The sequence below is a fragment of the Curtobacterium sp. C2H10 genome, assembly GCF_025407985.1.
In the GTDB taxonomy this organism is placed as follows: Bacteria; Actinomycetota; Actinomycetes; order Actinomycetales; family Microbacteriaceae; genus Curtobacterium.
The window spans coordinates 1-23,008 of the sequence record NZ_JABXGF010000056.1 but is presented as its reverse complement, the minus strand read 5'-3'; the positions used below and the strand labels follow the sequence as shown (position 1 = coordinate 23,008).

At 73.6% G+C, this 23,008-nt stretch carries 20 protein-coding genes; 10 read left to right on the top strand and 10 right to left on the bottom strand.

What is annotated here, in order from left to right; translation table 11 throughout:
* The coding region (locus tag HWD93_RS19585; RefSeq protein WP_261647321.1) for an FUSC family protein at positions 1 to 1,876 on the bottom strand (1,876 nt) is incomplete at its 3' end.
* A 72-nt stretch (positions 1,877 to 1,948) separates the two neighbouring features.
* On the bottom strand, positions 1,949 to 3,106 hold the full coding sequence (locus tag HWD93_RS15760; protein WP_261647320.1) for an acyl-CoA dehydrogenase family protein: 1,158 nt from the start codon (positions 3,104 to 3,106) through the stop codon (positions 1,949 to 1,951).
* Between the two features lie 23 nt (positions 3,107 to 3,129).
* On the opposite strand from HWD93_RS15760, the gene HWD93_RS15755 reads away from it, so the two are divergent.
* A complete protein-coding gene (locus tag HWD93_RS15755; protein ID WP_261647319.1) occupies positions 3,130 to 3,924 on the top strand; it encodes an SGNH/GDSL hydrolase family protein in 795 nt (264 codons plus the stop codon).
* A gap of 7 nt (positions 3,925 to 3,931) precedes the next feature.
* On the opposite strand, the gene HWD93_RS15750 is transcribed toward HWD93_RS15755, so the two are convergent.
* Positions 3,932 to 5,299, bottom strand: coding sequence for a serine hydrolase (locus HWD93_RS15750; RefSeq protein ID WP_261647318.1), 1,368 nt, complete (start codon positions 5,297 to 5,299; stop codon positions 3,932 to 3,934).
* 170 nt (positions 5,300 to 5,469) lie between these two features.
* Between HWD93_RS15750 and HWD93_RS15745 the strand changes: the two genes are divergently transcribed.
* Positions 5,470 to 6,792 carry a hypothetical protein gene (locus HWD93_RS15745; RefSeq protein ID WP_261647317.1) on the top strand — a complete coding sequence of 441 codons (1,323 nt, stop codon included), beginning with the start codon at positions 5,470 to 5,472 and terminating at the stop codon, positions 6,790 to 6,792.
* A gap of 4 nt (positions 6,793 to 6,796) precedes the next feature.
* On the opposite strand, the gene HWD93_RS15740 is transcribed toward HWD93_RS15745, so the two are convergent.
* The 4 genes from HWD93_RS15740 to HWD93_RS15725 are packed head-to-tail and all read right to left on the bottom strand — an operon-like array spanning position 6,797 to position 10,669.
* Positions 6,797 to 7,486 (bottom strand): GNAT family N-acetyltransferase, encoded by a 690-nt coding sequence (locus HWD93_RS15740; protein ID WP_261647323.1) that lies wholly within the window; start codon positions 7,484 to 7,486, stop codon positions 6,797 to 6,799.
* Positions 7,487 to 7,500: 14 nt separating this feature from the next.
* Positions 7,501 to 8,733, bottom strand: a complete 1,233-nt coding sequence (locus tag HWD93_RS15735) for a D-alanyl-D-alanine carboxypeptidase (protein ID WP_261647316.1) — start codon at positions 8,731 to 8,733, stop codon at positions 7,501 to 7,503.
* A gap of 48 nt (positions 8,734 to 8,781) precedes the next feature.
* Positions 8,782 to 9,387, bottom strand: a complete 606-nt coding sequence (locus tag HWD93_RS15730) for a DUF1097 domain-containing protein (protein ID WP_261647315.1) — start codon at positions 9,385 to 9,387, stop codon at positions 8,782 to 8,784.
* On the bottom strand, positions 9,380 to 10,669 hold the full coding sequence (locus HWD93_RS15725; protein ID WP_261647314.1) for an amidohydrolase family protein: 1,290 nt from the start codon (positions 10,667 to 10,669) through the stop codon (positions 9,380 to 9,382). Before HWD93_RS15725 ends, HWD93_RS15730 begins: the two co-directional genes overlap by 8 nt.
* Positions 10,670 to 10,817: 148 nt before the next feature.
* Here HWD93_RS15725 and HWD93_RS15720 point away from each other — a divergent pair, with 148 nt between their 5' ends.
* The 3 genes from HWD93_RS15720 to HWD93_RS15710 are packed head-to-tail and all read left to right on the top strand — an operon-like array spanning position 10,818 to position 14,154.
* Positions 10,818 to 11,510, top strand: a complete 693-nt coding sequence (locus tag HWD93_RS15720) for a FadR/GntR family transcriptional regulator (protein ID WP_261647313.1) — start codon at positions 10,818 to 10,820, stop codon at positions 11,508 to 11,510.
* The gene (locus HWD93_RS15715) at positions 11,507 to 12,601 is read left to right on the top strand and encodes an acetamidase/formamidase family protein (protein ID WP_261647312.1); all 1,095 of its coding nucleotides are present in this window, start codon (positions 11,507 to 11,509) and stop codon (positions 12,599 to 12,601) included. The genes HWD93_RS15720 and HWD93_RS15715 overlap by 4 nt, the downstream gene beginning before the upstream one ends.
* Complete coding sequence (locus tag HWD93_RS15710; protein WP_261647311.1) at positions 12,598 to 14,154, top strand: AtzH-like domain-containing protein; 1,557 nt, start codon at positions 12,598 to 12,600, stop codon at positions 14,152 to 14,154. Before HWD93_RS15715 ends, HWD93_RS15710 begins: the two co-directional genes overlap by 4 nt.
* 41 nt (positions 14,155 to 14,195) lie before the next feature.
* Here HWD93_RS15710 and HWD93_RS15705 read toward each other — a convergent pair whose 3' ends face one another.
* Complete coding sequence (locus tag HWD93_RS15705) at positions 14,196 to 15,023, bottom strand: RNA methyltransferase (RefSeq protein WP_070419033.1); 828 nt, start codon at positions 15,021 to 15,023, stop codon at positions 14,196 to 14,198.
* 108 nt (positions 15,024 to 15,131) lie between these two features.
* Between HWD93_RS15705 and HWD93_RS15700 the strand changes: the two genes are divergently transcribed.
* The 3 genes from HWD93_RS15700 (at position 15,132) to HWD93_RS15690 (ending at position 17,553) form a co-directional block, all read left to right on the top strand.
* The gene (locus tag HWD93_RS15700; RefSeq protein WP_261647310.1) at positions 15,132 to 15,986 is read left to right on the top strand and encodes an NAD-dependent protein deacetylase; all 855 of its coding nucleotides are present in this window, start codon (positions 15,132 to 15,134) and stop codon (positions 15,984 to 15,986) included.
* A 79-nt stretch (positions 15,987 to 16,065) separates the two neighbouring features.
* Complete coding sequence (locus tag HWD93_RS15695) at positions 16,066 to 16,704, top strand: histidine phosphatase family protein (RefSeq protein ID WP_261647309.1); 639 nt, start codon at positions 16,066 to 16,068, stop codon at positions 16,702 to 16,704.
* 99 nt (positions 16,705 to 16,803) lie between these two features.
* Positions 16,804 to 17,553 carry a hypothetical protein gene (locus tag HWD93_RS15690; protein ID WP_261647308.1) on the top strand — a complete coding sequence of 250 codons (750 nt, stop codon included), beginning with the start codon at positions 16,804 to 16,806 and terminating at the stop codon, positions 17,551 to 17,553.
* Between the two features lie 51 nt (positions 17,554 to 17,604).
* Here the strand turns inward: HWD93_RS15690 and HWD93_RS15685 are convergent, their stop codons facing one another.
* Together HWD93_RS15685 and HWD93_RS15680 are read right to left on the bottom strand one after the other, a co-directional pair.
* The gene (locus HWD93_RS15685; RefSeq protein WP_261647322.1) at positions 17,605 to 18,687 is read right to left on the bottom strand and encodes a glycosyltransferase family 1 protein; all 1,083 of its coding nucleotides are present in this window, start codon (positions 18,685 to 18,687) and stop codon (positions 17,605 to 17,607) included.
* A gap of 5 nt (positions 18,688 to 18,692) precedes the next feature.
* Positions 18,693 to 19,706 (bottom strand): alpha/beta fold hydrolase, encoded by a 1,014-nt coding sequence (locus HWD93_RS15680; RefSeq protein ID WP_261647307.1) that lies wholly within the window; start codon positions 19,704 to 19,706, stop codon positions 18,693 to 18,695.
* 155 nt (positions 19,707 to 19,861) lie between these two features.
* On the opposite strand from HWD93_RS15680, the gene treS reads away from it, so the two are divergent.
* Positions 19,862 to 21,577, top strand: coding sequence for a maltose alpha-D-glucosyltransferase (gene treS, locus HWD93_RS15675; RefSeq protein WP_261647306.1), 1,716 nt, complete (start codon positions 19,862 to 19,864; stop codon positions 21,575 to 21,577).
* A gap of 159 nt (positions 21,578 to 21,736) precedes the next feature.
* A complete protein-coding gene (locus tag HWD93_RS15670; protein ID WP_175473596.1) occupies positions 21,737 to 22,483 on the top strand; it encodes a 3'-5' exonuclease in 747 nt (248 codons plus the stop codon).
* Positions 22,484 to 23,008 lie beyond the last annotated feature (525 nt).

Here is a 23,008-nt window from a genome sequence, read left to right as displayed (position 1 = left end):
GGACGGCGTCCAGTTGGTAGGTGGCGGCGTCGACCGCGCGCGACCGGGCGCGCAGGTCACGCCGGGCGCGGTCCGCCTCCGCCGTGTCGGCCGCGTCCGCCTCGTCGTCGTCCTCGACCCCCACCAGCGCGAGCACGAACGCGCGGACGGCGACCAGCTGCCGGCGCACCGCGCGCCGGATGACGGCACGGGTGGCGATCGGGAAGACGACCGCGCTGACGAGCACCGCGACCGCGGCACCGAGCAGGTTCTCGGCGAGCCGCATCGGGATGAGGGCGTCCGTGAAGGTGCCGGAGAACGCGTACACCTGGCAGAGGACGACCACGAGGCACGCGGCCCAGACCGAGTACACGCCGCCGAAGCCGTACGTGCCGACGGCGAGCAGGACGCACACGAGCACGATCGTCACCCACGGGTGCGTCGTGCCGAGCAGGTGCACGAGGACGATCCCGACCGCTCCCCCGACGACCGTCCCGACGCCGCGGTGGAGGCCCTTCCGGATCCGCTCGTGCGTGGTGTTCGTGCCGGCGAGGACGATCATCACGCCGATGACGCCCCAGTAGAACCGGCTCCCGTCGAGCAGGAGGGCGAGGGGTTCGACGATCGCGACGGCGATGGCGGCGTGGACGGCGGTCCGGAGCGACGCGGTGAGGTGCCAGCGGCGCCACGGGCCCTCGGCGACGGCGTCCGCGACGACCGGCACGGCTCCGGCCGGGCGCCCGCCGGCGATGATCACCGGCGTGGCGAAGGGCACGCCGGCACCGCGGCAGGGCAGCTCGTCGCGGAGCTCGCGCCACCGGAGTCCGGCGGACCGCAGGTCGGCGAACTCGGCGGCCATGCGGCGGACGAGCGCGGTCGTCCGGGATCCGTCGTCGGCCGCCGAGGCCGTGATCCCGTAGCGTGCAAGGAGGGTGTGCGCTGCCTCCCGGCCGTGGCTGCCGCCGTGCCGGAGGACGAGCGTGACGGCCCGGAGCGCGGCGTGCCGGACGTCCGACGGCGCGCCCTGCTCGACCAGCGCCCCGGCCGCGCGGCCGAGCTCGTCGATCGCGAAGTGCGTGTCGAACACCAGGCGGTGCAGTTCCTCGGCGGTGGTGTCGGCGTCGACCCCGCTCGCGGCGAGCATGCCGTCGACCGTCAGGGCGATCTCGTGGTACCGGTCACGAGCGCGTCCGAGCCGGCGGAGGGCACGGCGGCGGGCGCGCTGGTCGTCCGCGGCAGCGCCGACGGCTCCGGCGGCCAGGACCGCGGCGGCGGCCTCGAGCACGTCGGACCCCCGGGCGACGAACCCGCGAAGGGTCCGGAGCAGCGCCCGGTGCGGGTCCGGCCGGAACAGCAGGCGGACGACGATCGTCACGGCGAGGGAGCCCGCGACGACGAGCCCGAGCGGGACGACGCTCGTCTCGGGCAGGGGCAGCAGGAGTCCGCAGAGGTACCCGGCGAACCCGACGATCGCCGCGTCCGCCGCCCACACGCCCCACGAGGCCGCCGCGAACTGCACGAACAGCAGCACCACGATGAGGACGAGTTCGAGGAGCCGGAACGGCTGCAGGGCGATGCTCCCGGCGAGTGCGACGACGAACGGCACGAGGACCGCGCCGGTGCGCGCGGCGGTCTGGCCCGTGCTCGGGTCGACGATGACCAGGCAGGTGATGAAGGCCGGCATCGCGCCGATCATCACGCCGAGGATCGCCGGCAGGCCGAACGCCGTGGCGATCGCGTACCCGACGGCCATGCCGGCCGGGACGGCGACGAGGGTGCGGAGGGCACCGTCGGTCTTCACGAGCCCCGGGTCGAGTGCGAGGGCACGGTCCGTCAGTCGCTGGGTGCGGGTCCGTCGCCGCGGGGCGGTCCGGTTCGTGGTCTCGGTCCTCGGCACGCTCCGGCCGCGTCCTGTTCGCTGGGGAGGCCAATGGTACCGCAAGCGAACTAGTTGGGGCGCGCGGCGGTGCTACGGTGCGAGCGGCCCCAGCACCGACGCCGCGATCGTCCGCGCCGCCGAGTCCCGCGACGACGGGTGGTACTGGCCCGCCCGGACGTCCCGGGCCAGGCGCGCGAGCTCGCCACCGGCCCGGTAGGCGCCACCGCCCACGACCCGCATCGCCTCGTCCACGACGTGCTGCGCCGCGTCGACCGCCCGGGCCTTCGTCCCGACGAGCAACGGGAACCACCGCGGCCCGAGGTCGTCGAGCTCGTCGACCGACCGGGCGAGCGAGGTCACCTGCAGCTCGATCGCGTCGACCGTCCCGCGCATGTCCGCGATCGCCCGGCGCACGTCCGGGTCCGCGGACCGCGGTGTCCCGTCGAGTGCCGTGCGCGACCGCACCGCCGACACCGCGAGTGACACCGCACGCGCGGCGATCCCGACGTACACCGACGCCACGAGCAGCTCGAACGCCGCGAAGACGCCGAACACGAGCGGGTCATGGTTCGGCCCGACGGGCAGGGTCCGCACGATCCGGTCCGCCGGCACGTGCACGCCGTGCAGCTTCGTCGTGCGACTCTGCGTCGCCCGCATCCCGAGGGTGTCCCAGTCGTCGAGGTGCTCGTCGTCGCCGTCGGACCGCAGCACGAAACCGTGCACGAGCCGCGGCTCCGGCCCGGACCCGTCCTTGCCGAACACGCTCAGCACGTCCCACGCCGGGGCCAGCGAAGTGAAGACCTTCGTCCCCGTGAAGCGGTAGCCGCCGTCGCCGTCCGGCTCCGCAGTCGTCAACGAGTCGAAGAGGACGGCGTCGTTGCCCGGCTCGCTCACACCGAACGCGAGCAGGTGGTCGTCCGCCGCGTGGTCGGTGACGGCCTGGAGGAACGACCCACCCCGCGCAGTGACGGCGCGCGCCGCCTGCACCCAGACCTGGTGCATCCCGAGTCCCAGCGCCGTCGCCGGTGCGGCTTCCGCGAGCCGCCGCTGCACCGCGGTCGTCGCGGCGAGCCCGAGCCCGGCACCGCCGCGTTCGACGGGCACCCCGAGCCGCAGGTAGCCGGCCGCCCGGAGTTCGTCGAGGTCCTCGGTGCAGAACGCGTTCGCGGCGTCGTAGCCGGGGGCGCGGGCGGCGATGCGCTCCAGCAGCTCGTCGCCCAGCACCGCCGCGGGGTTGGCCTTCGTCATGCCACGAGACTATGGTCCGAGGAGTGTCAGATCGTCATCCGTGGTCCAGGTACGTCGCGATCGGTGACTCGTTCACCGAGGGGATCGGCGACCCCGACCCCACCGTCCCCGGCGGGAACCGTGGCTGGGCGGACCGGGTGGCCGAGGTCCTGGCGAACCAGTCCGAGGACTTCGCCTACGCCAACCTGGCGATCCGCGGGCGACTCCTGCAGCAGATCATCGACGAGCAGGTCGAACCGGCACTCGCCCTCCGTCCCGACCTCGTCACGGTGTCGGCCGGTGGCAACGACATCATCCGGCCGGGCTCCGACCCCGACGAGCTCGCCGAGCGAGTGGACGCGATGGTGTCCCGGCTACGGAGCGACGGCGCCACCGTGGTGCTCTTCACCGGTCCGGACGTGGGCATGACCCCGGTGCTCGGGATGGTCCGCGGCAAGACGGCGATCTACAACGAGAACCTGCACGCCATCGCGCTGAAGCACGGCGCCCTCGTCGCGAACATGTGGGCGCTCCGGGTCCTCCGCGACCCGAGGATGTGGGCTCCGGACCGGCTGCACCACTCCCCGATGGGCCACGCGACCGTCGCCGCCGCGGTGCTGGACGCGCTCGGCGTCGAGCACGGGCTCGAACCGTTCAACCCCGAGCCGCTCGAGGCCCGTCCGTGGCGGGAGGCCCGCGCCGAGGACCTCGGCTGGGCGCGCGAGTACCTCGTGCCGTGGGTGGTCCGGCGGATCAAGCACACGTCCTCGGGCGACGGCGTGACCCCGAAGCGACCCGAGCTGCAGGACGTCGTCGAGCACAAGTCCGACACCCCGTAGCGCTCGATCAGTCGGCGGGGCGGCGCAGGGTCAGCGGACCGTCGTGCAGCGGCTCGGTCGCCCACGACGCGGTGGCGGTCCCGGCCGCGAGGTCGATGCGCACGTGCGCGAGGTGCGGCGTCTCCACGAACCGGACGTCGACGAGCACGGTGCCGTCCGGTGCGACCGCACCGCTCGCGGCGAGAGGACCGTCGACCGCCCACTCCCCCTCGCCGACCGGTACCGAGAGCGTCCCGCCGTCGACCTCGAGGGCCGCACGCCACCGGTCGCCGTCGTGCTTGAAGTCGATCCGGTCGATGCCGTCACCGCGGAACGGACCGGCGCCGAGGTCGGGGAGGCGACCGCCCTGCACCGCTGGCAGCCCAAGGGAGGCGACCCGCGCCTCCAGGTCCGCATCCGCGGCCGCGACGAGGTCCGCTGCGTCGACGGCGGGCAGGAGGTGTTGCCAGGCCGCGTCGAGGACGGCCTGCATGTCGAGGCTCTGGCCGGTGAGCGCGAGGACGAGGTCCTGCTCCGGCAGCACGACGCAGAACTGGCCGTAGGCGCCGTCGCCGCGGAAGCCGTGGCGGGCCATCCAGAACTGGAAGCCGTAGCCCTGCGACCAGTCCGGGTTGCCCTCGTCGGGGTTCGCCACCTGCGTGCTCGTGGCGGCGGCGACCCAGTCCTCGTCGAGGATCCGCTCGCCCGCCCACACGCCGCGCTGCAGGTACAGCTGGCCGAGCGCGGCGATCGCCGACGTCGGGGCGTAGCACCCGCTGAACCCGAGCTCAGCGCCGGTCTCGTCCCGGCGCCACGCCAGGTCGTCGATGCCGAGCGGGTCGAGCAGCCGCGGGCGCAGGTAGTCGACCAGGGTGCCGCCGCTGACCCGCCGGACGATGGCGGCGAGCGTGTAGGTGCACGGCTGGTTGTACGCGAAGACGGTGCCGGGCTCATCGTCGGGCGGCGTGAGCAGGAACCCGCGGACGAGGTTCTCCGGGTCGGCGGAGCGGGCGCGGTCGAGGGCTTCCTCGCGGTGGCCGCTCGCCATCGCGAGCAGGTGCCGGACGCGGATGCGGCGGCTGCGTTCGTCGGTGATCTCGGCGTCGAGCTCCGGGAAGTACGAGAGGGCGGTGGCGTCGAGGTCGATGAGCCCCTCGCGGACGGCGATCCCGACCGCGGCGGCGGTGAAGCTCTTGCTGAGGGAGTAGAGCAGGTGGACGCGGTCCTCGGCGTAGGGCTGCCACCAGCCCTGGGCGGCCACCTGACCGTGGCGGAGCAGCACGATGCTGTGCGGTTCGACGTCGGGCGTCGACTCGAGGGCGTCGAGGAACCGGGCGAGGCCACGGGCGTCGATGCCGAGGGCGGACGGGGTGGACCGGGGGAACGTCGTCGTCACCCGTCCGACACTACGTCGCCGCGGGTCGTCACGTGCAGCGCTTCGGTCCGTGTCCTCGTCGGTCTGTCTGAGAGTCACGGCATCTGCGTCACGGGTGCCGTCCACCGGCGCACGCCAGGATCGATCGGCAGCAGCACAGCACGGACGGCACGACGGCACGAGGGGGTCCGATGACGACGGCGGACCACCCGCGGAGACGACCGACCACGGCGGTCTGGGCGCTCCTCGTCGCCATCGCCACCGGCCTGCTCGCGTGGGTCCGCATCGGGAGCCCGGCCCGCGGCGTCGCCTGGGCGGAGGACTCCGGGCGCTTCCTCACCGACCGGCTCGCCCTCGGCCCGGTCCGCTCGGTGTGGCACCCGTACGACGGCTACCTGCACGTCCTGCCCCGGCTGGTGGTCGACGCCGCCGTCGCGCTCGGGCGGATCGACCTGTACGCGCTGTCCGTCTCGGCGATGTCGTGCGCGGTCCTCGGCGCGGTGTGCGGAACCGTCTTCGTCCTGGCGCGCGGCGTGGTGCGGGCCTGGCCGCTCCGGGTGCTCCTCGCGGCCGTCCCCGCCCTCGTCCCGCTGGCGCCCGTCGAGATCGCCGGGACCGCGGCGAACCTGCACTGGTACCTGCTTTTCGCGGCACCGTGGCTGCTCGCCCACCGTCCGCGGAGCTGGTGGTCGTCCGCGTGGACCGCCGTCGCGGTGGCGGTCGTGACCACGAGCGAGATCCAGGCCGCCGTGTTCCTGCCGCTCCTGCTGCTGGGCCGTCGGCAGCGTCGGGTCATCCCCGTCGCAGCGGTCGCGGTGCTCGGTGTCGCGGCACAGGTCACGGCAGCGCTGACGCACCCCCGTTCCGCCACGCACCGGGGTGGCATCACCTCGTTCCGGGACATGACCGCCGGGTTCGTCGCCCAGGTGGTGGGCGGCAGCGGGAACGCCGACGTGCGTGCGGTCGGGGCGTCCGTCGCCGCCCACGGCTGGTGGGTCGTCACCGTGCCGGCCGTGCTCCTCGTGGTCGCGGTCGTGGCCGCCCTCGTCCTGGCGGACTGGCGGACCCGGTGGATGCTCCTCGCCGTGAGCGTCGGCGCCGGCGTCGTCTGGTACGCGGCGCTCATCGTGAACCGCACGCCCGGCACGACGTGGTCCTCGTTCACCGCCGCGGCGTGGGCGAGCACGGCGCCCCTGCGGTACGCGGCTGCGTCGTCGATGTTCCTGACCGCGGCGGTGGTCCTCGTCGCCGACGTGCTCCTCGCCCGCGCACGGTGGTCGTGGCGGGCAGCGGGCGGGGTGCTCGTCGCCGCCTCGCTCGTCGCGTTCGTGGCCGGGGGCGGGGCGGTGCCGCTCCGGGAGCACGGGCCGCAGTGGTCCGCCGAGATCGAGCACCGAGCGTCGTACTGCGCGGCGCACCCGGGCGACACCGTCCGGGTCGGCGCGATGCCCAGGATCGCGGGGTGGGACGCGACCGTCCCGTGCGCGATGGTCGAGCGCGCCGTCGGCCGGTGAGGGCTCAAACGCCCCGGCGCGCGTCGGCCGGGTCGCGGGGCGGCGGGCTGGCCGGGTCGCGGGGCAGTGGGCTGGCCGGGTCGCGGTGCGGCGGGCTGGCCGGGTCGCGGGGCAGTGGCACGGTGTCGGGGGTCGGGTCGGTCGCCAGGCGGGCGTGGGTCTCGACGTCGAAGCGGTCGTCGCCGTAGCGGAGCTTCTCGCGTTCCACTCCCTCGGCGCGGAACCCCGCCCGGGTCGCGACAGCGCACGACGCCGGGTTGTTCGTGCGGTGCCCGAGTTCGAGGCGGTGCAGGCCGAGGGCGAAGGCGTCCTCGGCGGCGGCGGCGAGTGCGCGGGTCGCCAGGCCCCGGCCGCGGGCCTCCGGTGTGAGCCAGTACGAGACCCAGGCGGTGCCGTGGGTGTGCTCGATGGCCGTCACCCCGACGCAGCCGACGACGCGGGCCCCGGCGCCGCCCGACCCGGCGCCGTCCGACCCGGGCCGCCCGTCCGCCGCGTCAGCGACGTCCGCGACGTCAGCGACCTTCGCGACGACCGCCCAGTACCGGGCGTGCCCGTCGAACCGGTACGTCGCCCCGATGAACGCCTCCGCCGCAGCGACGTCGTCGAACCGCACGCCGCCGAACTGGCGCGCGAGCTCCGGGTCCGCCGAAGCCCTCAGCAGCACCGGCGCGTCGGACGGCCGCCACGGCCGCACGGAGGCCGGCACCGTCACGCGCCCTGGAACGGGTTCGTCCACCGCCACCAGACGCCCGGGTCGTCGATCGGCCGCTCGAGCACGAGCGGCACCGTCACCGGGTCGTGGTCCGTGATGGTGAACCGCACCGTGCCGACCCGCTCCCCCTTCGTCCCGAGGGTGATCTGCTCGAGCTTCGTCCTCGCGGACACCTTCGTCCGCCCCCACACGAGCACCTCGGCCGCGGACTGCGACACCGCGTCCGCCTCGTCCTGCCACGGTGTCGAGAACGTGCCGAAGGTCTGCCCGGCGTGGGCGAGCGTGACGACCTGGAAGTTGTCGGCGACCGACCGGAGCAGCCGCTGGACGTCGACGTCGAGCGAGTCGTGGTCGACGCCGCCGAGCATCGCGCCGACGACCGTGACCTCCTTGCCGCCGCGCTCGTACGTTGCCGCGAAGAGCAGGCAGGCGCCGGCCTCGTCGAGCGTGCCGGTCTTGATGCCCTCGACACCGTCGAGTCCGAGGAGCTTGTTCGAGTTCTCGATCGCGCCGGCGCCGGGCACCGTGACCTGCTTCGTGCCGACGACCTCCTTCACCACCGGGTTCGCGAGGGCGAGCTGCCCGAGTTCGACGAGGTCGGTGGCCGTCGAGGTGTTGTGCGCGTCGAGGCCGGTCGGCTCCTCGATCGTGGTGTGGTCGAGTCCGTGCTCGTCGAGCCACTCGTCCGCCGCCTGGCGGTAGGCGTCCATCGACCCGAAGGCCCAGAGCGCCAGTGACCCGGCGTAGTTGTTCGCCGACTTCATGAGCATGACCTGGAGCGTCTGGTACTCCGAGAGCTGGAGGCCGGCGGGCATCGGCGCGACCTCGCCGTTCACCGCGAGGTACTTCGCGTACAGCGCCTGCATCCCGGGGCTGAAGGTGATCGTCGGGCCGGACTCCCCCGGCTGCAGCGGCTTCTCGTCGAGCACGACGAGCGCCGTGACGACCTTCGAGATGCTCGCGATCGACCGGGGCTTCGTGTCGCCGCTCGTGCGCAGGCTCTCGGGGAAGTCGGTGGCCTCGACCGCGGTGGCGCCGTAGCCGGGGAACGTCAGGTCCGGCACCGACGACGTGGGCGCGGAGTACGTCGTGGTCGAGGCGCTCGCCGGGGCGAACGGCACGACCGCTGCGGCCACGAGGTAGCCGACCGCCAGCACGAGCACGGCGACGACCGAGATGGTCACCGGCCTCCGGACGGCGGAACGGGGGCGGCGGACGACTCGTGACACGGGAACCGAGCGTACCGGGGGCGGGTACCCCGTGGCTGCGAGGACGCGCTAGGCGCGCGTCGGTGCGGGGTCGGACTGGAGGCGCGGCTCGCCCCCGACGGCAGCCGTCGCGTCCGACGGGACGCCGGCCCCACCGCCGTCGGGTCCCGTCGGGCGCGCGAAGGTCCACCTCCGCGACAGGTACGCGAAGACGGGGCCGGCGGCGTTCATCACCACGACGGACACCCACGCTGCCCACCCGTTGCCCGGTGCGAAGCCGAAGCCGCCGAAGTACGTCGCGAAGAAGGACGCGAACCCGAGGAACATCCCGGGGACCAGCGCGAACGCACGGACCCGGCCGGTGCACATCAGCGCGGTGTTGCACACGAGGATCACGACGCCGAGCACGACGTTCCGGGCGAACTGTCCGTCGCCGAGGAGCGTGCCGATCCGCTGGTCGACGAGCACGATGACGAGGGCGAACGTCGACCCCACCGGCATCGTCGCCCAGAGCCGGGTGGCGTTCCGGAGCGTGGGCTTCGGCCCGAGCAGGAACATCCCCGCCCAGCTGATGAAGATCGCCCAGGTGGGCAGGTTCAGCGCCGTGCCCCCGATGAACGCGGTGGCGCCGGCCAGGACGGAGGCGACGATCTCGTGCGGGATCCGTTCACGCATTGCTGAGCTCCTTCGATCGGGTGGTGCCGGTGGTGAGGACGGTGGTGCGGGTGGTCTCGGCGACGACGCGGCCGCGCTTCACGACGAGGGCGCGGTCCGGGCGGTCGAGCAGCACGCCCGCCGGGTCGGTGGTGGAGAGCAGCACGAGGTCGGCGTCGGCGCCGGGACGGATGCCGTAGGTCTCGGCGATCCCGACGACCCGTGCGGCCGAGGTCGTCGCCATGTCGAGGACGCGGGCGAGGTCCTCCGGCCCGGACAGGTGCCCGACCTGCGCGAGCAGCAGCCCGATGTCGAGCAGGTCGGCGTTGCCGAACGGGGTGAAGGCGTTCCGCACGTTGTTCGACGAGTACGCGCTCGTGACGCCCGCGGCCCAGAGGTCGCGGACCGGGACGACACCGCGGCGGACGTCGTGGTCGTCGGCGCGACCGCCGAGGTGCAGGTCGGTCGCCGGCAGCGGGACGACCGCGACCCCCGCCTCGGCGAGCCGCGCGAACAGGTCGGCCCGCTCGGTCGAGGGCAGGCTCGCGGACGAGGTCATGTGCCCGAGCGCGACCCGGCCCTGCATCCCGCGGCGGACGACGGCGTCGGCGATGACCCGCGCGAGGGCGAACCGCGGGTCGCTCGTGTCGTCGGCGAAGTCGGCGTGCAGGTCCGCCGGCACGTCGAACTCCTCGGCGAGGTCGAGGACGGTCTCGACGTGCTCGTGGCACGCGGCGAGGGTCCGCTCGTTGTACGTGCAGCCGCCGATCACGTCCGCGCCGGCACCGAGCGCCTCGCGCAGGAGTGCGAGCGTCCCCGGCGCCTTCGCGATGCCCTCCTGCGGGAACGCGACGATCTGCAGGTCGAGGGCGTCGCGGTACTCGTCGCGGAGCCCCAGCAGGACCTCGACGCCGGTCAACCCGACGATCGGGTCGACGTCGGGGTGTGCGCGGACCAGCGTCGTGCCGTTCGTGATCGCCTGGTCGAGCAGGGTGCGCGCGCGGTCCCGGACCGAGCCGTGCGTGAACCCGCGCTTGAGCTCCCCGGTGACGGCGATCGCCCCGGCGAGCGTCCCGTCCGGGTTCGGACGTTCCCGGTCGAGCAGGGCCTTGTCGACGTGCAGGTGCGACTCGACGAACCCGGGCACGACGACGCGGCCGGCGCAGTCGACGACCCGGGTGGCGGGGTCGCCGGGCACGGTGCCGACGGCTGCGGTCACCGCGGTGATCGTGCCGTGTTCGACGACGACGTCGACGAGGCCGGGCTCGTCGACCAGGCGGGCGTTGCGGAGGACCAGGTCCACGACGGACCCCTCTTCTTCATCGGTGGTCGGTTGACGCCACCCACCATTCGCCCGTCGTGTTTCCGGCTCCGTCGCAGCGTGTGACGGGCGTGTAAAAGTTGGTCGTACCAATGAGCCAAGCAGACCAATGGACCCTAGGCTCCTGCCCATGCAACGAGGACGCACCCTGAGCGCCGCCACCGCCGCGCACCTCGCGCGCCTGGTGCTCGAGGACCTCGCTCCGGGCGACAAGCTGCCCCCGGAACGGACCCTGGCCGAGGACCTCGCCGTGTCGCGCACGACCGTCCGCGAGGCCATGCAGGAACTCGAACGTCGACGCCTCGTGTCCCGGACGCCCGGTCGCGGGACGGTCGTGCTCCCCCGGTCCGAGGAGGCCACCGCGCTCCTCGAACGCCAGACCGGTGTCGGGCACGCCGAGGACCTCGCGCACCGGGCCGAGAACGTCGCCGAGTTCCGGACCGTCGTCGAGCCCCAGGTCGCCGCGCTCGCCGCAGCCCGTGCCGGCGAGGCCGACCTGCTCGCGCTCGAACGGATCCTGCAGGCCACGCACGCCGGCCTCAGCCCCGAGGAGTCCCTCGCGCAGGACGTCGCGTTCCACGTGCAGGTCGCCCGGGCCTCCGGCAACCCACTCCTGGTCTCCCTGTGCGAGCTCAGCAGCGGCTGGGTGCAGGACGTCCGCGCCCGGTCCCACAGCACGAGCGAGGGCCGCCGGTCGTCGTTCGTGTGGCACGAGCGGATCCTCGACTGCATCCGCCGACACGACGAGGGGGCCGCCCGCGCGGCGATGACCGACCACCTCGCCGACGTCGCCCACCTCGTCGAACGGACGGCCGACCGATGACGACCCCCGCGATCCCGACCCTCCAGCCCGGAAGGGGACCGGTCCGCGCCGACCGGTACCTGCCGGTCGACCCGGACACCGTCCTCTGGGGACGGCTGCCGAACGCCGACGACCGCCCGGCGATCACCGTCGTGCCGGGCGAGTCGGTGACGATCGACACCGTCAGCCACGAGGGGATCCTCCCCGACCAGGGCAGCGACCCACGTGCCTTCTTCGCCACGCACGGCGTCGCACCGGAGCACGTGCTCGACGACGCCGTCGCGATCGCCCGGACCGGACGCCGCGACCCCGACGCAGACGGACCGCACGTCGTGTCCGGGCCCGTCGGCGTCGCGGGCGCACGACCGGGGGACGTCCTCACCATGACCGTCGTCGACACGCTCCCCCGCGTGCACTACGGCGTCGTGTCGAACCGCCACGGCCGGGGCGCGCTGCACGGCGAGTACCCCGTCGACGGCACCACCGTGAGCGTCTTCGCCGACGTCGTCGACTCCCCCGCCGGACTCCGCGGCCGCATCCCCCTGACACCCGCCCGCGAACGGTTCGCCCGGTTCCCGCTCGCCCCGTTCCTCGGGATCATGGGCGTCGCGACCCCCGGGGAGCGCCGGCACTCGGTCCCGCCGGGCCGCCACGGCGGGAACATCGACGTGAACCTCCTGCAGGCGGGCACGCAGCTGCACCTGCCCGTCCTCGTGCCCGGTGCGCTCGCGTACGTCGGCGACCCGCACTTCGCGCAGGGCGACGGCGAGGTGGCGCTCACCGCGATGGAGGCCTCGCTCCGCGCGACGGTCCGGTTCGACCTGACACCGGCCGACGAGGCCGCGAGCCGGTTCGGCGACCTCGTGTGGCCGGTCGCCGAGACCCAGGAGTACCTCGTCCCCACCGGGATGGACCCCGACCTCGACGAGGCCGTCCGGGAGTGCGTCCGGCACGCCGTCGCGATCCTCGGTGCGCGCTGGGGGATGGAGCCGCACCTGGCGTACGCCTACCTCTCCGCCGCGACGGACTTCGACATCTCGCAGGTGGTCGACCTCGTCACCGGTGTCCACGCCCGCATCCGCAAGGCCGACTTCGAGGAGCCCGCCCGATGACCACGCACCCCGACGCCCCCGAGGGTCTCCTCGAGGCACTCGACGCGTACGAGGCCGCCCTGCTGACGAACGACCTCGACGCCCTCGACGACGCGTTCGTCGACGCACCCGGCACGATGCGCGGCGACGACCGCAGGCTGCTCGTCGGCCACGACGCGATCAGCGCCTTCCGCGGAGCCCGCGGTGGGGTCGCCACCCGGACGCTGACGCGGGTCGAGGTCCGGCCCCTCGCCGAGGACCTCGCCCTCGTCGTGTCGGTGTCCCGGTTCGCCGCCGGCGGCCACGGCCTCCAGACCCAGCTGTGGCGCCGCACGACCGCACACGACGACACCGGCCCCGTCGTGCGCTGGCGGATCGAGTCAGCACACGTGACCGGCCGCCCCCGCGCCTTCGACCCGACCGTCTGGCGGGCCGTCGGCGACCCGCTCGTCGCACCCAGCGCCACCGGGCCGCTCGACGGGCGCACCGTCGCGGTCAAGGACCTCTACGCCGTGCCCGGCCAACCCGTCGGTGCCGGCAACCCCACCTTCCTGCGCGAGGCGCGCGTCGAGACGGCCGCGGCACCGGCGGTCGCGGCGCTCCTCGCCGCCGGTGCGGCGATCCGCGGGATCGCGCGCACCGACGAGTTCGCGTACAACCTCACCGGACGGAACGAGCACCACGGCACACCGCCGAACGCCGCGGACCCGACGCGGCTGCCAGGAGGCTCGTCCAGCGGCTCCGCGTCGGCCGTCGGTCTCGGGACGGCCGACATCGGGATCGGCACGGACACCGCCGGGTCCGTCCGGGTCCCCGCCTCGTACCAGGGGCTCTGGGGCCTCCGGACGACCCACGGCACGGTCCCCCGCGACGGTCTGCTCCCCCTCGCACCGTCCTTCGACACCGTGGGGTGGCTCACCCGCGACGCCGAGACGCTCCTCGCCGCGTTCGACGCCACCGTGCCCGACCCCGGTACGGCCCCGGCACCGACACCCCTCGTCGTCCCGGAGGACCTGCTCGCCCTGGTCGACCCCGACACCGCCACGGCGTTCTCCGCGTTCACCCGGTCCCTCGACGACGAACCCGATCGGGTCCGGCTCGCGGACCTCGGCGTCCCCGCCCCCGACGAGCTCCGCGAACTGCTCCGCCTGGTGCAGGCCGCCGAGGCCGTCGCCGCCCACGGAGCCTGGATCGCCCGACACCCCGGCGCGTTGAGCACCGTCGTCGGGGACCGGTTCGCAGCAGCCGCGGCGAACGACCCCGCCGCCACCGCCGACGCGGTCCAGCGCCTCGGCGTCGTCCGGGACACCATCCGCCAGGCGCTGGTCGGCCTGACCCTCGTGTTCCCGACCGTGCCGGGCCCCGCGCCGCTCGTGTCCGCCGACGCCGCCGCACTCGAGCGCACCAGGACCGCGACGACGGGGTTGACGAGCCTCGCGAGCGTGGGCGGCCTCCCCGCGGTGAGCGCCCCCGCCCTCACCGTCGACGACGCCCCGGTCGGCGTGTGCCTGGTCGGCGCGGTCGGCACCGACCGGGACCTGGTGCGCCGCGCACGGGACCTGACGACCCGCTGAGGCGCGCCGGACGACGGAGGCGACCCGCGCCTCCCGGCCCCTCAGGCCCGCGCGGAAGCGAGCCGCTGCGCGTGCGTGACCGCCCAGAGCCCGACGGCGCTCGCCGCGGCGACGTTCAACGAGTCGACGCCGTGCGCCATCGGGATGCGCACGGTCGTGTCGGCGGACGCGATCGCCGCCGGCGTGAGGCCCTGCCCCTCGGTGCCCATCACGAGCGCCACGCGGTCCGGGACGTCCGCGACGAACGCGTCGAGGTCCACCGAGCGGTCCGTCAGGGCCATCGCGGCGAGGTGGAAGCCCTGCGCCCGGAGCTCCTCGCCGGCGGCCGGCCAGTCGCCGATGCGGGTCCACGGCACCTGCAGCACCGTGCCCATGCTGACGCGGACGCTGCGCCGGTACAGCGGGTCGGCGCAGCGGGGGCTGACCAGGACGGCGTCGGCTCCGAGGCCAGCGACGCTCCGGAACACGGCGCCGACGTTGGTGTGGTCGACGATGTCCTCGAGCACCACCACGACCCTGGCGTCACGCACCACGTCTGCGACGCTCGGCAGCTCCGGGCGGTGCATCGCGGCGATGGCGCCGCGGTGCATCCGGAAGCCGGTGAGGTCCTCGAGCAGGTCGTCGGGGCCGACGAACACGGGGCCGTCGTGGTCCGCGACGACCGGGAGCACGCTGTCGAGCCACTTCTCCTGGACCAGCACGCTCCGCGGGACGTGCCCGGCGCGGACCGCTCGCTCGATGACCGTGTTCGACTCGGCGATGTACAGGCCGCCCTCCGGCTCGGACACGCGCCGCAGGGCGACGTCGGTGAGCCTGGCGAAGTCGTCGAGGCGGGGGTCGTCGAGGGAGTCGATGCGGACGGCGTGCACGGGGCTCGTTTCGGGGTCGGTGTGGGGGCCGGTGGCGGCGGGGCACGGCCTGGCGTCGTCCACGGGAAGTGACCGGGGCGGTCGGCTGTTGAGGGTACCGTGAACACGATGGCGACGAGCGAACCGACCAGCCCCGCGAGCGCGACCGCGTCCGCGCACGCCCTCGACCGCGCCGTCGAGCTCCTCGCCGGCAAGCGCATCGCCGTGCTCTCCGGCGCCGGACTCAGCACGGACTCCGGCATCCCCGACTACCGGGGCGCCGGCCGCGTCGTCCGGAAGCCGATGACCTTCCAGGAGTTCCGCGCCGACCCCGCCAAGCGGCAGCGCTACTGGGCCGGCTCGCACCTCGGCTGGCGCACCTTCGCCTCGGCCCGTCCGAACGCCGGGCACCAGGCCCTCGCGGCACTCGAACGCGACGGCATCGTCACGGGGGTCGTCACGCAGAACGTCGACGGACTGCACCTCCGCTCCGGATCCCGTCGGGTCGTCGAGATCCACGGGTCGATGGACCGTGCCGTCTGCCTCACCTGCGGGCAGGTGTTCTCGCGCGCCGACCTCGCGACCGTGCTCGACCGGGACAACCCGTGGATCGACGAGCCCGGGTCGGTGCAGCTCCAGCCCGACGGCGACGTCGAGATCACCGACGTCGAGCGCTTCCGGGTGCCGGACTGCTCGGTGTGCGGCGGGGTGCTGAAGCCCGACGTGGTGTTCTTCGGCGAGTTCGTCCCGGCCGAGAAGTTCCGCGAGGCGGTCTCCATCGTCGCCGAGGCCGACGCGCTCCTCGTCGTCGGCTCGTCCCTCACCGTGAACTCCGGCGTCCGGCTCGTCGACCACGCCGCACGACGCAAGCACCCCGTGGTCATCGTGAACCGCGGCACGACCCGCAGCGACCCGCGGGCAGCGGTCAAGATCGACGCCGGCACGACCGAGACGCTCGAAGCCCTGGCGGCACGGCTGCGATGAGGTGCCGCGCCGCGTCCGGGACGAGGTGCCGCGCCGCGTCTGGGATGAGGTACCGCGCCGCGTCTGGGATGATCGTGCGGTGACGACGCTCCTGTACCTGGTCCGGCACGGCGAGACCGACTGGAACGCCGAACGGCGCATCCAGGGCTCGACGGACATCCCCCTGAACGACACCGGACGCCGACAGGCCCGCTCCACCGCGACCTTGCTCGACCGCCGGCGGTTCGACGCCGTCGTCGCGTCGCCGCTGTCCCGGGCGTCCGAGACCGGCTCGATCATCGCGGACCACCTCGGTCTCGCAGCGCCCGCCACGTACGCAGGGCTGGCGGAACGCTCCTACGGCGAGGCCGAGGGCCTGACCGACGACGAGGTCCGCGAGCGCTACCCGCACGACGACGTCCCCGGCCGCGAGTCCCGCAGCGCGTTGCTCGACCGCGTCACCGAGACACTCGCCGAGATCGCGGTCCGGTACGACGCCGGCAGCGTCGTCGTCGCGACCCACGGTGCCGTGATCCGCAGCATCGTCAACGCCGCCGCCCCAGGCACCGCCGACCGGCACAGCACCCCGATCCGGAACGGGTCCGTGCACTCGTTCCGGTGGGACCCCGAGCGCTTCCACGCCGAGCTCGTGCGGTTCGACGACCCGATCGACGGGGTCTCGGACGGGCCCGGCCGGTACGCCTTCGAGTACCAGAACCCGCTCGAGCGCCGCGGGTAGCCGCCGCAGGGCGCCGCCGGGGCGAGCCGCTGCGCGCTGTCGGTGGTGTCGTACTAGGCTCCGATGCACTCGCAGACCCGAGCGTGTGAGGGGGCTGACATGACCGTCGACGGACCCGGTGGTGGGGGCGCTCGGCCCGGCTGGCCGCAGTCGCCCGATCCGGACGACCTCGATCGTGCCTTCGGCCCGGGCACGGCATCCGTCCCGGTGCGGACCCCGCGGCAGCGTGTCCGACGCAGCGCCCTGGTCGGTGTGGGCGTGATCATCGCGGCCGGTGTGCTCGCCGTCGTGCTCGTCACCATCATCGGCAGCGTGCAGAACGGCGTCGGTGGCGTGTTCCCCCGCCCCGATGCCGCGCTCGACCGGTTCGGCAGCGCCGCGCGGGACCTCGACGGCGTCGAGGGCGTGCGCGACTCGGAACCGAAGAAGACCTCGTTCGCGAGCTACGACGTCGAGTCCACCGTCACGGTGTCGCCGACGCTCTCCGACGAGGAACGGACCGCGGTCGTCGACGACCTGCGCGCCGCAGCGAAGACGGCGAGCGGCAACGGCGTCCGGGTGTTCGCCGTGGCGGACCTCGGTGCGCTCGAGATCGGGGTCTCCCCGGACGAGCGGACCACGGAACAGCGTCTGACGCTCGCCCGGCAGCTCGACGCGATCGGCGGTGTCTCGGGCGTGCGGTGCTCCTGGGGCGACGGCGGCCCGTCGGACGAGCCGGCCGACCAGGCGATCACGGTCGAGACGATCGGGCGCGGGGCTGCGCTCGACGCCGTGGTGGCGAAGGCGACGCAGGAGGCGCAGGCGGTGTTCCCGGGGGCCACGGTGTCGGCGGAGCGGCCGGCGTCCTGAGGCGGGTCGGTGCGCGCGACCGGTAGCCGACGTCTGCTGGCTCGGGCCGGCCTACTGCCCGGGGGTGGCCCCGCGGGCCGCGACCGCCTGCTCCACTGCGCGGACGACCTGTTCCGCCGAGGTCTCCCACCGGAACCGCCCGGCCTGCACGACCGATGCCCGCGAGGCCTCGTCCCACCGTGCCTCGAGCCGGCGCACCGCAGCCGCGACGGCCGACGGCGACGACGGGTCGAAGTACTCTGCGACGTCCCCGCCGATCTCGCGGAAGATCGGGATGTCACTGACGACCACCGGCGTGCCGACGCCCATCGCCTCGACGAGCGGGATGCCGAAGCCCTCGTCGTACGACGCCGTAGCGAGGGCCGTCGCCGACCGCAGCACCGACAGGTACTCGTCGTCGGAGGCGCCGTCGTGGAACACGATCGACCCTGCCGGCGCGAGCCGTTCGAGCCGCGCTCGATCGGCGGCGGACACCCGGGACATGCAGTGCAGCACCCAGTCCGCGCCGAGCAGCGGCATCGCGGCGGCCAGGGTCTCGACGTTCTTGTACGGCATGAACGAGCCCATGTACACGAGGGACTTCTCGCGCGGACCGCCCTCGGGCCGAGGGGTCGCGGGGTCGGCGGCGTTGTACGCGACGGTGACCGGCCGCTTCGTCAGCCGGTGCTCGGCGATGAGGCCGGCGGTCGTCTCGGACACCGTCACGACCCCGTCGGCGCCGTTCAGGAGCAGGCGCTGCGGCACCCAGCTGAGGTGGAAGGCACGCCAGCCGAGGCGAAGGGGCCACGAGAACTCCCGCGGGGGCGTCCGGTTCCGGTAGTAGATCAGGTCGTGGAGGGTCAGCACGAGGGCGTACTGCCGACCGCGGGACCCCATGGTCTGCATGGGCGAGAAGACGGCGTCGAGCCCGAGGCGGTTGACCTTCCGCGCGACGAGGGGCTCCCCCGGCTCGGTCGGCGCGGGCAGGAGTTCCCACGGCAGGTCGGACGGCAGTGACTCGAGCTGCCGCTCGTCGTGCACGAGCAGGGTGTAGTCGTGTCGCTCGGGCAGGTGGGCGACGACGCCGGCCGTGAACCGGCTGATGCCGTCGTGGCGGCCGATGCGCACGTAGCGGCAGTCGATCCCGATGCGCAGGCGGGTCACGACGCGGCACCGTCGGCCGGCGGGGTCGGTGGCGCCTTCGGCTTCGGCGTCGCCGGCGGGTTCGGTGTCTCCTTCGGGGCACGCTTGGACCCCGGCTGCGCTCCCTTGCGGCCCCGCTTCGGGGCGTCCGCCATCCGTCGGAGCACCGCGGACGCAGCGGCGCCGGGCGTCTCGTAGTGCACGAGGTGCCCGACGTGCGGCACGACGACCAGCTCGGCGTCCGCGAGGCGTGCGGCCAGGGCACGCTGCTCGGGCACCGCCGTGATGTCGTCGCGCTCGGCCGCGATCATCAGCACCGGCACGGTGATGCGATCGGCGTACTCGGCGACGTCGTGCGTGACCGAGGTGCGGAACGCCTCGAGCACGCTCGTGCGGTTCGCGAACGCCGAGAAGTACCGGTCGTGCTGGTCGTGCACCCAGCGCCGGAGGTCACGGTCGTGCGACTTGAGCATCGCCAGGCTCATCACGCGCACGATCGCCGGGTTGCGGAGCAGTCCGAGCCCGAGCGGCTTCGGCAGCACAGCGCCGGCACGGTAGTACCCGATCGCGATCGCCGTGCCGACCGCACGCGGACCCTGCAGCGCCGGGGCGGCGATCGGGTTCACCAGCACGAGCAACCGCGTCGCGAGGCCGGCGGCGACCGTGGCGGCCACGACGATCGACCCGAACGAGTGCCCGAGCACCACGGTGTCCGCACCGAGGCCGAGCGCCGCGTGGAAGCCGCGCAGCCACGCGACGTAGGAGTCGATGTCGGACACGGGCAGCGGATCGGAGATGCCGAAGCCGGGCAGGTCCGGCACGATCACCCGGACCCCGTCGAGGTGCGCGGCGATCGTCTCGAGGCCGTGGTGGTCGCCACGGAACCCGTGCACGGCGAGGACCGTCTGGGTCGCGTCGGACGGGCCGTACTCCCAGAAGTGGGTGGTGCGGCCGTCGACCTGCACGGAGCGGTGGACGACCGGGGTGGCGGCCATCAGCGACTGGTACGGGGAGAGCACGGGCGGTTGCATCCCCGTCAGTCTACGAATGCGCGCCGGTGCGCCGACGTCACCCACGCTGGATGGTGGACGACTCGCGGCCGCGACGTGCCTGTGGAGGACGACCCGCGCCTCCAGGCCGTGCATTCTCCGGACAACTCCATGCACCGCGGCCTAGCGTGTCCATGGTGACGTTCACCGCCCCGATCCAGCTCCCCGGCCTGACACTGGACCCGCAGTGGTACAAGCGCTCGGTCTTCTACGAGTGCATGATCCGCTCGTTCGTCGACTCGAACGGCGACGGCATCGGGGACATCCAGGGCGTCATCGGCAAGCTCGACTACCTGCAGTGGCTCGGGGTCGACGCCCTCTGGCTGCCGCCGTTCTTCCAGTCGCCGATGCGCGACGGTGGGTACGACATCGCCGACTACAAGGCGATCCTCCCCGAGTTCGGCACCCTCGACGACTTCCGCGAACTCGTCACCAAGTCGCACGAACGCAACATGCGCATCGTCATCGACATGGTGATCAACCACACCAGCGACCAGCACGAGTGGTTCCAGCAGTCCCGCGAGGACCCGGACGGCCCCTACGGCGACTTCTACGTCTGGCGCGACACGGACACCGACTACGAGAACATCCGCATCATCTTCGTGGACACCGAGGAGTCGAACTGGACCTTCGACCCGGTCCGCCGCCAGTTCTTCTTCCACCGGTTCTTCTCGCACCAGCCCGACCTCAACTTCGAGAACCCGGCCGTCGTCGAGGCCGTGTACGACGTCGTGCGGCACTGGCTGGACCTCGGCGTGGACGGGCTCCGGCTCGACGCGATCCCGTACCTGTTCGAGTCGGAGGAGGGCAACGGCGAGGGCGAACCCGAGACGCACGAGTTCATCAAGAAGCTCCGCGCGATGGTGGACGACGAGTACCCCGGGCGCGTCCTGCTCGCCGAGGCGAACCAGTGGCCGCGCGAGACCGCCGCGTTCTTCGGCACCGACGAGGAGCCCGAGTGCCACATGGCGTTCGACTTCCCGGTGATGCCGCGCATCTTCTACTCGCTCCGCGCGCAGCACGCCGCCGAGCTCAAGGCGATCCTGTCCGAGACGCTCGACGTGCCGGCCTCCGCGGCGTGGGGTGTCTTCCTCCGCAACCACGACGAGCTCACGCTGGAGATGGTCAGCGAGGAGTACCGGCAGGCCATGTACGGCTGGTACGGCTACGACCCGCGGATGCGCTCGAACATCGGCATCCGGCGACGCCTCGCTCCCCTGCTCGACAACTCCCGCGCCGAGCTCGAGCTCATCCACGCCCTGCTGTTCTCCCTCCCGGGGTCGCCGTTCCTCTACTACGGCGACGAGATCGGGATGGGCGACAACATCTGGCTGCCGGACCGCGACTCCTCGCGCACGCCGATGCAGTGGACGCCGGACCGCAACGCCGGCTTCTCCACCGCGGACCCGGGCAAGCTGTACCTTCCCGTCGTCCAGTCCCTCGTGTACAACTACGCGCAGGTCAACGTCGAGGCGCAGCTCGCCCAGTCCCGGTCGCTGCTGCACTGGGTCCGCAACGTGATCCACGTGCGGAAGGCGCACCCGGTGTTCGGGCTCGGCTCGCTGGCCGTGCAGGACACCTCGAACGACTCCGTGCTCGCGTTCGTCCGGTCGTGGGAGGGCTCCGGCTCCGGCCACCAGTTCGGCCCCTCCGCCGAGGACGTCCTCTGCGTGTTCTCCTTCGCCACCAACCCGACGTCGGTCACCATCTCCGCGCCGGAGTACGCCGGGAGGCCGTTGTACGACCTCTTCGGCGGCGGCTCGTTCCCGTCGTTCGACGCGGAGGGCCAGGTCACGCTGACGATGGGGACACAGTCGTTCTACTGGCTGCACGTGGGTGCGCCGGTCGGGTAGCGGCGTCCTGGAGGCGCGGCTCGGCCCCGGTGGGCGGGTCGCGTCCCCCGTCTGGTCGCGTCGCGCCCGGTGGGCGGGTCGCGTCCCCGGTCCGGTCGCGTCGCGCCCGGTGGGCGGGTCGCGTCTCGGCGTGTCGGTGCGTCCGGTTAGCCTGACCGCGTGACGTTCCCCACAGCGCAGCTCGACTCCCCCGCTCCGGCCCAGGACCTCTCGGGTCGGCCCTGGTGGCACGCACTCGGCGTGTTCGACCTCGAGACCACCGGCGTCGACGTCGAGACCGCCCGGATCGTCACCGCCCACGTCGGCCTGATCGACATGACCGGTCGCTCCATCGTCGAGGGCGCCTGGCTCGCCGACCCCGGTGTCGAGATCCCCGAGGGCGCCGCCGCCGTCCACGGCATCACGACCGAGCGCGCCCGCGCCGACGGCCGCCCCGCCGCCGAGGTCGTCGCCGAGATCATCGCCGCGGTCGAGGCCGTCTTCGCCCGGGGCATCCCGCTCGTCATCTACAACGCCCCGTACGACCTCACCGTCCTCGACCGCGAGGCCAAGCGCCACGGCATCGCCTCCCCGGTCATCGGGAACGTCGTCGACCCGCTCGTGATCGACAAGGCGCTCGACACCTACCGCAAGGGCAAGCGCACCCTCGAGGCCGCGTCGGAGCTCTACGGCGTCACCCTCTCCGATGCGCACGACGCCGGAGCCGATGCCATCGCGGCTGGGCGTGTCGCGCAGGCCATCGCGGCGAAGTACCCCGAGGAGCTCGGCGTCTCCGCCGAGGAGCTCCACCGCAAGCAGGTCGGCTGGTGCGCCGAGCAGGCGTCCTCGTTCCAGGACTACATGCGGAAGAAGCGCGACCCGGCCTTCACCGCCGACGGCCGCTGGCCCCACCGCAACGCCGGCTGAGGTGCGGCCGGCCTGGCGTCGAACCACGCCGCTCGCCTGCCTCCGAACCACGAATCCGACACCGAACCACGCCGCTCGCCTGGTTCCACGTCGGATCCGTGGTTCGACGCGCGCACCGGCCGGCCCGCCCGCGCCCCGCACCGACGCCCGCGCCACTCCCGCACGGCGTCCCGCTCCGCCCCCAAGCTGCCGCGCAACCAAAGTCCGCCCGAACCGCGCTATCGCACGGCGCGAACGCACTTGCGTTGTGCGCCGGCAATCCGCACCGCCCGACCCTCCGGCCGCACCAGCGCTACGTCGGCCGCACTGCCCGGAGCACACCGCGCAGCCCCACCGCCCGCGCCGCCCGGCCGAGCGCGACGTCGAACCACGCTTCCGACGTCGAACCACGCCGCTCGCCTGGTTCGACGTCGGTTCCGTGGTTCGAACCGTCGCCGCGGCCACGCCCGCACCGCCCGGCCGCAACGCGCACCGCCCACCCAACGTGCCACGCCCCAGCCGCACCGGCCGCCCAACGTGCAGCAC

Coding starts and splice junctions, on each gene's coding strand:
- HWD93_RS15700 (WP_261647310.1), top strand. CDS start 15,132: ATGGCGACGAGCGAACCGACCAGCCCCGCGAGCGCGACCGCGTCCGCG.
- HWD93_RS15730 (WP_261647315.1), bottom strand. CDS start 9,387: ATGCGTGAACGGATCCCGCACGAGATCGTCGCCTCCGTCCTGGCCGGC.
- HWD93_RS15680 (WP_261647307.1), bottom strand. CDS start 19,706: ATGCAACCGCCCGTGCTCTCCCCGTACCAGTCGCTGATGGCCGCCACC.
- HWD93_RS15715 (WP_261647312.1), top strand. CDS start 11,507: ATGACGACCCCCGCGATCCCGACCCTCCAGCCCGGAAGGGGACCGGTC.
- HWD93_RS15690 (WP_261647308.1), top strand. CDS start 16,804: ATGACCGTCGACGGACCCGGTGGTGGGGGCGCTCGGCCCGGCTGGCCG.
- HWD93_RS15745 (WP_261647317.1), top strand. CDS start 5,470: ATGACGACGGCGGACCACCCGCGGAGACGACCGACCACGGCGGTCTGG.
- HWD93_RS15720 (WP_261647313.1), top strand. CDS start 10,818: ATGCAACGAGGACGCACCCTGAGCGCCGCCACCGCCGCGCACCTCGCG.
- HWD93_RS15760 (WP_261647320.1), bottom strand. CDS start 3,106: ATGACGAAGGCCAACCCCGCGGCGGTGCTGGGCGACGAGCTGCTGGAG.
- HWD93_RS15710 (WP_261647311.1), top strand. CDS start 12,598: ATGACCACGCACCCCGACGCCCCCGAGGGTCTCCTCGAGGCACTCGAC.